This window comes from Kitasatospora sp. NPDC088264, from assembly GCF_040685715.1.
GTDB lineage: Bacteria > Actinomycetota > Actinomycetes > Streptomycetales > Streptomycetaceae > Kitasatospora.
This window is the reverse complement of sequence record NZ_JBFBIR010000029.1, coordinates 54,125-65,895: the sequence shown is the minus strand read 5'-3', so window position 1 is coordinate 65,895 and position 11,771 is coordinate 54,125. Positions and strand designations below refer to the sequence as shown.

The 11,771-nt window shown below is 71.3% G+C and carries 14 protein-coding genes; all 14 read right to left on the bottom strand.

From position 1 onward, the window contains the following. A complete protein-coding gene (locus AB0O82_RS22560) occupies positions 1-480 on the bottom strand; it encodes a YraN family protein (protein ID WP_363585762.1) in 480 nt (159 codons plus the stop codon). Between the two features lie 243 nt (positions 481-723). Next, positions 724-1,050 (bottom strand): DUF2469 domain-containing protein, encoded by a 327-nt coding sequence (locus AB0O82_RS22555; RefSeq protein WP_030056781.1) that lies wholly within the window; start codon positions 1,048-1,050, stop codon positions 724-726. Between the two features lie 55 nt (positions 1,051-1,105). Next, entirely contained in the window at positions 1,106-1,579 is a 474-nt protein-coding gene (locus tag AB0O82_RS22550; RefSeq protein WP_363585743.1) for an NUDIX domain-containing protein, read from the bottom strand. Positions 1,580-1,691: 112 nt separating this feature from the next. Then, entirely contained in the window at positions 1,692-2,447 is a 756-nt protein-coding gene (gene lepB / locus AB0O82_RS22545) for a signal peptidase I (RefSeq protein ID WP_363585742.1), read from the bottom strand. Between the two features lie 145 nt (positions 2,448-2,592). Continuing rightward, complete coding sequence (lepB, locus tag AB0O82_RS22540; RefSeq protein WP_363585741.1) at positions 2,593-3,609, bottom strand: signal peptidase I; 1,017 nt, start codon at positions 3,607-3,609, stop codon at positions 2,593-2,595. A 240-nt stretch (positions 3,610-3,849) separates the two neighbouring features. After that, positions 3,850-4,707, bottom strand: coding sequence for a signal peptidase I (lepB, locus tag AB0O82_RS22535; protein ID WP_363585740.1), 858 nt, complete (start codon positions 4,705-4,707; stop codon positions 3,850-3,852). Positions 4,708-4,933: 226 nt separating this feature from the next. Next, complete coding sequence (gene lepB, locus AB0O82_RS22530) at positions 4,934-5,650, bottom strand: signal peptidase I (RefSeq protein ID WP_363585739.1); 717 nt, start codon at positions 5,648-5,650, stop codon at positions 4,934-4,936. 359 nt (positions 5,651-6,009) lie between these two features. Next, positions 6,010-6,360 carry a 50S ribosomal protein L19 gene (rplS, locus tag AB0O82_RS22525; RefSeq protein ID WP_063347674.1) on the bottom strand — a complete coding sequence of 117 codons (351 nt, stop codon included), beginning with the start codon at positions 6,358-6,360 and terminating at the stop codon, positions 6,010-6,012. A gap of 154 nt (positions 6,361-6,514) precedes the next feature. After that, on the bottom strand, positions 6,515-7,333 hold the full coding sequence (trmD, locus tag AB0O82_RS22520) for a tRNA (guanosine(37)-N1)-methyltransferase TrmD (RefSeq protein WP_063351119.1): 819 nt from the start codon (positions 7,331-7,333) through the stop codon (positions 6,515-6,517). Positions 7,334-7,368: 35 nt separating this feature from the next. Next, entirely contained in the window at positions 7,369-8,010 is a 642-nt protein-coding gene (gene rimM, locus AB0O82_RS22515) for a ribosome maturation factor RimM (RefSeq protein ID WP_363585738.1), read from the bottom strand. A gap of 129 nt (positions 8,011-8,139) precedes the next feature. Continuing rightward, positions 8,140-8,379 carry an RNA-binding protein gene (locus tag AB0O82_RS22510; RefSeq protein ID WP_030056773.1) on the bottom strand — a complete coding sequence of 80 codons (240 nt, stop codon included), beginning with the start codon at positions 8,377-8,379 and terminating at the stop codon, positions 8,140-8,142. A 2-nt stretch (positions 8,380-8,381) separates the two neighbouring features. Continuing rightward, positions 8,382-8,810: a 30S ribosomal protein S16 gene (rpsP, locus tag AB0O82_RS22505; protein WP_063347676.1), complete on the bottom strand. Its 429-nt coding sequence runs from the start codon at positions 8,808-8,810 to the stop codon at positions 8,382-8,384. Positions 8,811-9,278: 468 nt separating this feature from the next. Then, complete coding sequence (locus tag AB0O82_RS22500; RefSeq protein WP_063347677.1) at positions 9,279-9,857, bottom strand: hypothetical protein; 579 nt, start codon at positions 9,855-9,857, stop codon at positions 9,279-9,281. Between the two features lie 398 nt (positions 9,858-10,255). Then, positions 10,256-11,668, bottom strand: a complete 1,413-nt coding sequence (gene proS, locus AB0O82_RS22495; protein WP_363585737.1) for a proline--tRNA ligase — start codon at positions 11,666-11,668, stop codon at positions 10,256-10,258. Between the last annotated feature and the right edge of the window lie 103 nt (positions 11,669-11,771).

Genomic DNA, 11,771 nt, shown 5'->3' with positions numbered 1-11,771 from the left:
TCAGACCACCCCCCGCAGGTGGTCGACCAGGGCCGCACCCCGGGCCCGGTTGACCACGGCCACCAGGTCGATCCGCACGCCCCCGGGCGGAGCGGGCGGCCAGTGCGGGTCCGTGGGCCCGGGGTCGTACCCGGGACCGGCCAGCCGCGCGAAGTGGCCCGGCCAGCGTTCGGCCATCCAGCGCTCCGCCAGGCGTTGCAACCGGGCGGCCTTGGCCTGGCCGATGGCCTCGCTGGGTTGTTGGAAGCCCCGCTCGGAGCGGGTCTTCACCTCGCAGACCGCCACGGTGTCGCCGTCGAGGGCGACGATGTCCAACTCACCCTCGACACAGCGCCAGTTGCGGTCCAGGATGCGGAGCCCGGCCTCCGTGAGACGGCGGGCGGCGACCCGCTCGCCGTAGCGGCCGAGCCCGTTGTTGGCACTGCGGCCCGGGCCCGGTCCGGTTCCGTCCCTCGTGTCGTCTTTCGTGCCGTCCCGCACGGCTGCGGCCGCTGCGGCCTGGTCCAGTACGGCCGCACCCGGTACGGCCTGGTCCTGCGTGATCGTGTTCTGCACGGTGACCACCTCCGCCGTGGAGGTTGCACCGTCGCGCACGGCGGGGCCGGGGATTTCCGGTTCCCTGTGGATAACTCGAGCCTGTGGATAACTTTTGTCACCCGCAGGAGTGAGACGCCCCGATCGCGCGAAATTCCGCTGGACAACGCCGGTCCGAGCAGTCCAACGTCAGTTCCCGAAGCCGGACTCGTCCGAGGGCAGCTCCAGATCGCTCTTCGCGAGTTCCTCGATGTTCACGTCCTTGAAGGTCAGCACCCGGACCTTACGGACGAACCGGGCCGGCCGGTACATGTCCCAGACCCACGCATCCGCCATCGACACCTCGAAGAAGACCTCGCCCTGCACCGAGTGCACCTGCAGCTCGTAGTCATTGGTGAGGTAGAACCGTCGCTCGGTCTCGATCACGTACTTGAACAGGCCGACGACGTCCCGGTACTCCCGGTAGAGCTTGAGCTCCATCTCGGTCTCGTACTTCTCGAGATCTTCGGCACTCATCCAGGCGTCCCCTCAACTTGTCACGTCCACCCATTGTGGACCACCGCACCCACGCTCAGAGCCGTACCGGGGCGACCGGCGGGCCCTCGGCCAGCAGTCGCTCCAGGAAGTCCGCCAATCCGGCCGGGTAGACCGTCTCGGCGGTCCCCCTCAGCTCCTCGACCGTCCACCAGCGCGCCGCGAGCAGTTGGGCGTGTTCCTCCTCGCCCATCCCCGAGTGGTCGAGCCCCGTCTCCGTGGTCCGGGCCAGATGGAACCACTGATCCTGCTCGTAACGCCGTCCCTGAAAGGAGAACGACACCGTGCCGTACGCCACCAAGGGCCCCAGGTCCACACCCCGCAGGCCGGTCTCCTCCGCGAGTTCCCGCGCGGCGGCCTCCCGCACGTCCTCCCCGGGCTCCAAGCCGCCGCCGGGCGTGAACCACCACGCCTCCCCCGGCGTCGCCGGGTCGGAGCCCAGGAAGAGAAGGATGCGGTCCTGCCCGTCCAGCAGCAGGATCCGCGCCGCCCTGCGCCGTTGTGCCGTCATGGCAGCGCTCCACGCTCCTTCCGTTCGCATCGGTGGCGCTACCGATCCTGCCACCCGGCGCCGCCGTCCGGGGCGATGTTCGGCAGAGCGGCCCGGGCCGCGACGACCGCGATCAGGAGCTGCGCCCCCGGCTGAGCCGGCGGGCCAGGCCCGCCACCCCGCCCACCGCCGAAGTCACGAGGATCAGCGCCGCGCCCGCAACGGTCGCGAAGGCGGCCGGTTGCAGCGGCCCGGGCGCACCGGCCTTCGGTCCGGGAAGCCCGTCGAAGGCCGCGGTCCGGCCGAGGTCGCCCACCCGGCCGAACGGCATCATGGTGGCCTCGACCCTGGCCTCCACCGCGCCGGCCGGGACGGTCCCGCCGTCGACCTCCAGGTGGGTGCGGGAGTCGAGCGAGCCCAACCGGTTGTCGCCGAGCAGGAACAGCCGCCCCGGCGGCACCGTGACGCTGAACGAGGAGCCCTGCGGGCCCTGCGCCGCGAGGTACGGCTCCTCCACCGTCTGTCCGTCGACCGTCAGCCGGTGGTCGTTGCCGGTGGCCGCGACGGTGTCCCCGCCGACCGCGACCACGCGCTTGACCATGAGCTCGCCACCCCAGTCCTGGTCCCGGAAGACCACGACGTCCCCCCGGCCGACGGCCCCGCCGTCGATCTTCCGGGCGAGCACGGTGTCCCCGATCCGAAGCGTGGGGGACATCGAGGCGGTCGGGATGCTGTACGGCCGGTAGTCGATCGCGATCAAGGCGAAGCCGCCGATCATCAGCACCAGCCCGAGCGCGATCGCGACGCCCTGCAGCACCGCCGCGGGCCGGCGGCCCGGACGGGCGGGCGAAGCCGGGTGGTCGGCCGTCTGATCAACGACACCGCTCATCGAATCCGTCCACCTCTGGCCGACCGGAGAACACCACTGGCACGCCGGGGGCACCGGCGGAAAAGCCGACGGGCCGTGGCACGTCCGAGCAGATTACTCGTCGGTACCACGGCCCGCGCAAGGGCTGGGGAGAACCCGGTGGAGCTCAGGAGTCCTTCCGGCCGTCCCTCCGCTCCCGCACCCGACGCACCAGCGGAAACAGCGCGACCGCACCCACCGCGCCGGCCACGGGAGGCGCCAGAGGCGCGGCCGCCGCCAGACCCTTCTGGTCGAAGGTGTTCGGCACCGAGAGCGTCGACCAGTGGCCGACCGGCCAGGCCACGACGAAGGCCCGCCCGATCACGTTGCCCACCGGAACGGTGCCGCCACCCGGCTGGTCCATGTGGAAGCGGGAGTCCAGCGAGTCGGCGCGGTGGTCGCCCATCACCCAGATCCGGCCGTTGGGCACCTTCACCGGGTCGAACGGGTGGTCACCGCAGGGGGTGTTGCCCTGGTAGACGTACGGCTCGTTGAGCGCGACACCGTTGACCTTCACCGGCCCGGTGCCCTGGCACTCGACGGTGTCCCCGCCGACCGCGATGACCCGCTTGATCAGGTCCTTCTCGTTGGCCGACGGCATCAGACCGACGAAGCTGAGCACGTCCTGGACGCCCCGGACGAAGGAGTTGCTGCTCTGCGGGGTCGGCTCGTCGTTCAGCCAGCCGCCCGGGTCGTGGAACACCACGACCTCACCGCGCTCGGGCTCCGCTCCGAACCAGGGGGTCAGCTTGTCCACCAGGACACGGTCACCGACCTGCAACGTGTTCTGCATCGACTCCGACGGAATGGAGAAGGCCTGGACGAAGAAGGTCTTGATCACCAGCGCCAGGACCAGCGCGATGCCGACCAGGATCGGCAGTTCCTTCCAGAAGGAACGCTGCTTGCGCTGCTTGCCGGGGGCCTGCGACTCCGACTGGTCCGCCGACTCGGCGTCGGGCCGGTGGGACTCCGAAGAGCCCCCGGTGGGGCCCTCCGTCCCGTCGCCATGCTCGTCGGCGGTCTGGGCCGCCGCGTCCTCGACCGAGGCCGAGGACGCACCGGACTCGGCGGACCGGGCCGCTCGACCGCCAGAGCCCTCGGGCTCGCCGGCACCTGAGCGGGCGCCGATCACCACATCCCCCACAACGTCTCCTCCCTGCTGTGCGGACGCCCGCGCGCCCGCGCTCACAGTGCCGCACAGCGGGCACCACGCTCACCACGACCATGGACGCTTCGGGACTGCCCATCGCGGGCTCCCCTGACACCAGCACAGCCTCGACGCACGACCGGGACCTCCCGGCCGCACCTGCACTTCTCTATCACTCCAAGGCATCCGGCTCGCGGTCCCACGCGCGCGGCCCGGCCGCGAGACGCCCGGCCCGGCTCACTCGGGCGGCCGCCCTGGCCGGCGAACGACGGCCGGAAGGATGCCCAACACACCCATAACGAGCGGAGGTTCCATCGGAACCGGCCCAACGCCCACGGATTCCGGCGCAGTTCCGCGCGCCTGCGGAGCCCGGGCCAACGAGGAGAGTGAACTCGGCACGCCAAGTTGATGGAGGCGGTCCAGCGGCCAGGCGTTCATGAAGGCCCGGCCGACCACACCGCTCAGCGGGATGGTCCCCTGCCCCGGGTTCCCCATGTGGAAGCGGGAGTCGGCGGACACGTCCCGGTGGTCGCCCATGACCCAGAGCCGGCCCTGCGGCACCCGCACCTTGAAGGGCTGCCGGGACGGCGGGTTGGCGGGCGCGAGGTACGGCTCGTCCACCGGCGTGCCGTTGACGCTCAACCGGCCCTGCGTATCGCAGCACTCCACGGTGTCCCCGCCGACGCCGATGACCCGTTTGATCAAGTCCTGCTCGCTGTCCGACGGCAGCAGCCCGACGTAGGTGAGGACCTGCTTGGCCGCCCCCAGCACCGGACCGTCGCCGGACGGTTTGTGGTCGCCCTCCAACCAACCGCCCGGATCCTTGAACACCACCACGTCGCCGCGCTGCGGCTCGCTGCCGAACCAGGGGGTCAGCTTGTCCACCAGCACCCGGTCCCCGACCTGGATGGTCTGCTCCATCGAGCCGGAGGGAATCACGAACACCTGGAGCAGGAAGGTCTTCATCACCAGCGCGACCAGCAACGCCACCACGATGATCAGCGGGAACTCCCTCAGCAGCGACCGCTTGCGCCGCCGGGCCGCGCGTCGGGCGCTGCGGCGGCGATCGGCCCGGCCCCGGACCGGCAACACCACGGCTGGGCCCGCACCCCCGGGGGAGGCGTCTCCTGGTCCGGCACCGTCAGATCCGCCACTCGCGGGGTCGGCCTCCACACGCCCGGCCTCCACACGCCCGGCATCCACACGTCTGGCCTTCACACGTCCGGCCTCCGCAGGTCCGGCACCTGCGGATCCGGCGCCGACCGGTCCGCCGGCGCCCGGCTCCGGAGCCGGGCGGTCCGCCACCCGGCCCCTGCCCCTGCTACCTCTGCTCCCCATGACCGCCCGTCCCCGCAGTCGCGGCGAAGGCTGCGGGCCGGTCCAGGCCGGTCAAGCGCGAGAACGGGTAGACCACCCAGTCCGCCCGGCCGATCACCCTGCTCTCGGGCACGAAGCCGCCGCCGGGCTCGCCGAGGTGGTCGCGGGAGTCACGGGAGGCGCTGCGGTGGTCCCCCATCACCCAGAGCTTGCCGGTCGGCACCACCACGTCGAAGGCCACGCTCGACGGCTGGTCCCCCGGGGCCAGGTAGGAGGACTCGTCGATCGGCACCCCGTTGACGGTGATCGGCCCGCCCGGGCCGGTGCTGGTCACCCGGTCCCCGCCGACGCCGATCACCCGTTTGACGTAGACCGTGTTCCCGGCCGGGGCCAGCCCGAGGTCCCGGCCGAGCGAGCTGAGCCCGTCCCAGAAGCCGGTCGGCCCGCCCGACCCCGGCAGGAAGGAGCCCGTCCCGTCGAAGACCACGACGTCGCCCCGCTGGGGGTGGCCGCCGAAGGCATAAGCGAGCTGGTTCGCGATCAACCGGTCGCCCGGTCGCAGGGTCTCCTCCATCGAACCGGACGGCACCGAGAACGGGCGCGCGACGAAGGCGTTCACCAGCAGCAGGGCCAGCAGGCAGATCCCCACGAGCAGCAACAGGTCCCGCGAGCGCGAGTGGCCCGGCTCCTCATCCCCCGGCGCGCGCTCACCTTCCGGCACGCCCCCACCTTCCGGTGCACGCTCACCTTCCGGCACGCCCCCACCTTCCGGTGCACGCTCGCCTTCCGGCGCGTTCTCACCCTCTGGTGCGTCCTCGTCCTCGGAAGCGGCCTCGCCCTCCGGCGCACCCCCGGCGTCCGCCCGCGGGTCCCCACCGGGGCCGGATCCCTCCCCACCGGGCCCCGGGACGGCCCCCGAAACGACCGCGGACCGCGACAGCGAGTCCGCACCGGTGGGTGCGGGACTGCCGTCGCGGTCCGCGGGTGGTTCGTGCGTGCTCATCGGGGGCTGAGCTTACCGTGCGGCGGCCCGGCCCCTCAGAGCGATCCGATCCCCCGGCGAGGCCGGGGGACGGTGGATCAGCGGTCGCGCTTCTCCTTGATCTTCGCGGCCTTGCCGCGGAGGTCACGCAGGTAGTACAGCTTGGCGCGGCGAACCGCACCGCGGGTCACGACCTCGATCTTCTCGACGACCGGGGTGTGCACCGGGAAGGTGCGCTCCACGCCGACGTTGAAGCTGACCTTGCGAACGGTGAAGGTCTCACCGACGCCGGCGCCGTGGCGGCGGATGACGACGCCCTGGAAGACCTGGACGCGGGAGCGGTTGCCCTCGATGACCCGGACGTGGACCTTCAGGGTGTCACCGGCGCGGAAGGCCGGAATGTCGCTACGCAGCGAGGCCGCGTCGACAGCAGCGAGCTTGTTGCTCATGTTGCTCTCCATCGCAGGCGCCACGGGCCGCCCACGGAAGTTCGTCACAATGGGGTTTGCTGCGGGCCGCATCGGCTGACGACGATCCCCCCGTGGCGAGGGCGCCGGTCCACGTGGCCCCTACGAAGGGGGCCCAGCAACAGACAGCAGCGGCCTATTCTTCCACACCGACGGCCACGGACCGAAATCGGCCGAGCTCCTCGTCCCAGGCCAGGCCGAGGATGCTGAGCGCCTCCCGGTCCTTCTTGTCGAAGGCTCCGTAGCGCCAGCGCTCGACCAGGTCGGTGCGGTTCGCCAGGGTCCGGGCGAAGGCCTGTTCCCGCCGCCAGCGGGCGATCCGGCCGTGGTTTCCGCTGAGCAGCACGTCCGGCACGGTCCGGCCGCGCCATTCGGCGGGCTTGGTGTAGACCGGGCCCTCCAGCAGGTCGGCCATCGCACCGGGCGCGAAGGAGTCGTCCCGGTGGGACTCGGCGTTGCCGAGCACCCCGGGCAGCAGCCGGGCGATCGCCTCGACCATCACCAGCACGGCGACCTCGCCGCCGGCCAGCACGTAGTCGCCGATCGAGGCCTCGACCACCGGCATCCGGGTGGCCGCCTCCTCGATGACCCGCCGGTCGATGCCCTCGTACCGGGCGGGGGTGAACGCCAGCCACGGGCGGCTCGCCAGTTCCTGGGCGAGTTCCTGCGTGAACGGCCGCCCGCTGGGGGTGGGCACGACGAGCGTCGGCAGCTGGCCCTCGGGCCCGCCGGCGACCACCGCGTCCAGCGCCTCGCCCCACGGCTCGGGCTTCATCACCATGCCGGGGCCGCCGCCGTACGGGCTGTCGTCCACGGTCCGGTGCACGTCGTGGGTCCACTCGCGCAGGTCGTGGACGTGCACGTCCAGCTGGCCGCGGGAGCGGGCCTTGCCGACCAGCGAGATGTTCAGCGGTTCCAGGTACTCGGGGAAGATCGAGACGACGTCGATCCGCATCCCGTCCTGGACCTGCGCGACGCCCTCCTCCACCGTCACTCCGACCCCTCCGCGCCCTTGGCGCCGGCCGCACCCTCAGTGTCCTCGACACCCTCAGCATCCTCGACACCCTCAGCGTCCTCGGCGTCCTCGCCCTCGGCGGAGGCACCACGGGCGACCTCGGCCTGCTCGGGTTCGATCAGGCCGACCGGCGGGGTGATCACGGCACGCTGGTTCTCCAGGTCGATGGTCGGCACGATCTGGCGGACGAAGGGCACCAGCACCTCCGTCCCGTCGGCCTTCTCCACCGTGAGCAGGTCCTGGTACGGCAGGTGGACGACCTCGGTCAGCTCGCCGACGAGGGTGCCGTCGAGCAGCACCACGTCCAGGCCGATCAGCTGGTGGTCGTAGTACTCCTCCGGGTCCTCGGGGCTCTCCTCCGGGTCGACCTCGGAGATGAGCAGCGTGCCCCGCAGCGCCTCCGCCGCGTTGCGGTCCTTGACGCCGGCGAAGCGCAGCAGCAGCCGGCCGCTGTGCACCTTGCCGGACTCGATGGTCAGCGGGCCCACCGACGCGGGGTCGGTGAACAGGACGGCACCGGGGCCGAGCCGGAGCTCCGGCTCGTCGGTGCGGACCTCGACGCTGACGTCCCCCCTGATGCCGTGGGCGCGGCCGATCTTGCCGACGACGAGCTGCACGGTGATCGTTCTCCTGGAGTTCCTGAAGCGGGACGGAATGCGGGAAGCGCGAGAAACGCGAAAGGCCGACCGGGACGACATGCGTCCCGGCCGGCCTCACAAGCCCTGACGGCTGAACGAGCAGCTGCGTCAGCGAATGTTGTCCACGTCGACCAGGTCGACCCGGACGTTGCGACCGCCGAGGGCGCCGACCACGGTGCGCAGTGCGCGCGCCGTGCGGCCACCCCGGCCGATCACCTTGCCGAGGTCATCGGGGTGCACTCGCACCTCGATGGTGTTGCCCCGACGCAGGTTGCGCGAGCGCACCTGCACCTCGTCGGGGTGCTCGACGATGCCCTTCACCAAGTGGTCGAGGGCGTCCTCGATCACGCTCAGGCCTCGGCGGCGGCGTCGGCCTCAGCCTCGACCTTGTCCGACTTCTTGGCCTTCGGGGTGATGGCAACACCGGTGGTGGCGTCCTCGAAGCCGGCGACGGCCTTCGCGAACAGGTGCGAGAAGTCCTCGACCTTGGGCTCGGCGACCAGCAGCGGCGCCGGGGCCGGGAGGCCCTTGAACTTCTGCCAGTCGCCGGTCAGCTTGAGGATGGCGAGCACCGGCTCGGTCGGCTGGGCGCCGACGGACAGCCAGTACTGGGCCCGGTCGGTGTCGACCTCGATCTTCGAGGGGTTGTAGGTCGGCTGGTAGATGCCGATCTCCTCGATGGCGCGGCCGTCACGCTTGGTGCGCGAGTCGGCGACGACGATGCGGTAGTGCGGGGAGCGAATCTTGCCGAGACGCTTGAGCTTGATCTTGACTGCCACGGGAGTGGATTCTCCTGGTGTTGACGTGGGTGAGCGGCCGCGCCGTCGCGTGGGGTTGCGCCGTGGGCCGTTCAAGGGACACGCCAGCCGTAGGAGAGAGGGGTCCTGCTCGGCTGCCGAGTACTCAGCTGTCCATTCTGCCATACCGGCGCGAACCGCCTTCGCTCGGCCATCCGCAGGAGGCATCCCGGCTGCATCCCAGCCGTACCCCGGCCGCGCACCCAGCCGTGCCCCAGCGGCGCGCCCGGCCGTCCGCGGGCCGCGCACGACCCTCCGGAGGCCGCCCCCCGACCGCCTCCGCAGGCTCGTCCACAAGGCGCGACCGGGAGCCCTCGCTCCCGGTCCGCCCACGAACTCACCGATGTACCGCTCGCTCCGGCCGGATCCGCTGCCCGCACAGCCGTCCGCCGGCTTCCCCGTCTTCTGGTGTTCCGGTCTAACGATCTCCCGGTCCGGTGGACCGATCGGTCACGAGATCTTGAACGGCTGCTGGCACGCGCCGCAGACGATGGACGCCTGGGCGAGTACCGACGGCACGACCCGGACGTTCCGTCCGCAGCCGCACACCGCCTTGACCCGGACGCCGCCCCCGGAGGAGCCGTGCCGGGCGGCCGGGCCGCGGAAGGCCCGCGTCGTACCGTCGCCGGCCACCGCCTCCTGGTGCGCGCCGAGGGCGCGGTCCAGTCGCTCGATGGTCTCCGCGTAGCGCTCCTGGGTCTCCTTGAGCATGGTCACCTGGGAGAAGCCGCTGCTCGCGTGCGGTTCGACCGGGTGCGCCAGTCCGAGCTCGGAGGCGAGCAGCAGGAAGCGCCGGTTGTGGTAGCGGCCGGCTCGCGAGGTGTCCCGGATGTCCCGGGCCGCGGCCAGACCGTGGGCAGCCTCGTGGAGGAGCCGCTCGAAACCGAGCCGGGTGCCACAGGCCGAGGAGGATTCGCCGATCAGGGCCTCGGGCGAGGCCAGGTCGGGAAGGTCCTGGTGGTGGGCCTGGATGTCACTCCAGGCGGCGGCCAGTTCGGCCGCGAGGACGAGGGGCTGTGTCGTGCTCACGCTAGACCAACGATGGAGTGCGAGCCGATGTTCCGCATGTTCTCGTTCTTCGGGAATTCCCAGGAAACTCCCAGGAATGCATGGTCGCGCGCGAATTGCGCGTTCCGGATCTGACGCAAGACCAACCCCCTGCCGGTTTCGGCTCGCCGCAGCTCGGCGGGCCTCGTGAATTCCGTCCGGGGGCGGGCTGTCGCCCCCTGGACGTACGGCCCGTGGACCCGTCGAGTTGACAGGGCCACGGGCCGTACACCGTACCGCTATTGCGTTAATACCGGCAGTTGACCGGCCAGTAGGGATGTCCGCGGTCGGGGCGCCCCTCGGACAGTTACCGGATTCTTACTCATCCGCATTCCGGGCAAATGTCGCCGGCAACGGTCATTACCTGCTGGTAACAGGCATCAGTACGCGCGGGCGACGATCGCGATATTGCCGTCCTGGTCGTCCGCCAGCGGCACCGAGCCGTCGGCCGCGACAATGCAGCGCACCGAAACGCCCTGCTCGGCCAGCTTGGCCTCGCCCTCCGGGCCGAGGTCGGCCCAGGAGATCCGGCCCCAACCGGTCGCGGCGGCCTCGGCGGCCTCCTCGATGGTCTTGACGTCGACGGTACGGGCCTCGCGGCGCTCGCGGGACTGGCGCAGCAGCAGCGCCTGGTCCTCCTCCAGGATGCCCGGGACCAGCGCGGCCAGGGAGTCGATGGAGACGGGCTCCTTGCCGCCGGGGATCCGGCGGGCCAGCATCGCGGTGCCGTTCTCGAGGTCGCGCGGGCCGACCTCGATGCGCAGCGGCACGCCCTTGAGCTCCCAGTCCACCGCGCGGCGGCCGAACGGGGTGTCGGTGCGGTCGTCGACGACCACCCGGACACCGGCGGCCTCCAGCGTGGCGCCGATCTCGCGCACCTTGGCGATGACCGCGTCGTCGCCCTTGATGGCGAGCACGACGGCCTGGACGGCGGCCAGTCGCGGGGGCACCCGCAGGCCGTTGTCGTCGCCGTGGGACATGATCAGGCCGCCGACCATGCGGGTCGAGACGCCCCACGAGGTCTGCCAGACGTGCTCGCGCTCGCCGCCCTGGAGCTGGTAGGTCGTGTTGAACGCCTTGGCGAAGTTCTGGCCCAGCTCGTGGCTGGTGCCCATCTGCAGCGCCTTGCCGTCGCCCATCATGCCCTCCAGGGTGAGGGTGTTGATGGCGCCGGCGAACCGCTCCTTGGCCGTCTTGCGACCGAGCACGACGTCGATGCCGAGCACGTTCGTCATGAAGTCGCCGTAGACCTGGGTGTGGATCATCGACGCGTACGCGCGGGCGTCCTCGTAGGTGGCGTGGGCGGTGTGGCCCTCCTGCCAGAGGAACTCGGTGGTGCGCAGGAAGACGCGCGGGCGCAGCTCCCAACGGACCACGTTGGCCCACTGGTTGATCAGCAGGGGCAGGTCGCGGTGGCTCTGCACCCACTTCGAGAAGTACTCGTTGATGATCGTCTCGGAGGTGGGCCGGACGACGACCGGCTCGTCGAGCTGCTTGCCGCCGCCGTGGGTGACCACCGCGAGCTCGGGGGCGAAGCCTTCGACGTGCTCGGCCTCCCTGGTCAGGTAGGACTGCGGGATGAACATCGGGAAGTAGGCGTTCTGCGCGCCGGCCTTCTTAATCCGCGCGTCCATCTCCTGCTGCATCCGCTCCCACAGGCCGTAGCCGTACGGTCGGATGACCATGGTGCCGCGCACCGGACCGTTGTCGGCCAGCTCGGCCTTGTTGATGAGGTCCTGGTACCAGCGCGGGAAGTCTTCCGCCTGAGGGGTGAGAACGGGTGCCTTAGCCATGGCCCGAATGGTACGGGGCGCGGCCCCCTGACTTCGAATCGATAACACGCCCGCGGCCGCCGGACGGACGACCGCCGCACCCGCCGGACGGGCGACCGCGCAC

Bases quoted from the DNA above. Each gene is read 5' to 3' on its own strand.
- AB0O82_RS22555 (WP_030056781.1), bottom strand. From the start codon at position 1,050: ATGAGTGCCGAAGATCTCGAGAAGTACGAGACCGAGATGGAGCTCAAG.
- lepB (WP_363585742.1), bottom strand. From the start codon at position 2,447: ATGAGCGGTGTCGTTGATCAGACGGCCGACCACCCGGCTTCGCCCGCC.
- proS (WP_363585737.1), bottom strand. From the start codon at position 11,668: ATGGCTAAGGCACCCGTTCTCACCCCTCAGGCGGAAGACTTCCCGCGC.
- trmD (WP_063351119.1), bottom strand. From the start codon at position 7,333: ATGCGGATCGACGTCGTCTCGATCTTCCCCGAGTACCTGGAACCGCTG.
- AB0O82_RS22550 (WP_363585743.1), bottom strand. From the start codon at position 1,579: ATGACGGCACAACGGCGCAGGGCGGCGCGGATCCTGCTGCTGGACGGG.
- rplS (WP_063347674.1), bottom strand. From the start codon at position 6,360: ATGAGCAACAAGCTCGCTGCTGTCGACGCGGCCTCGCTGCGTAGCGAC.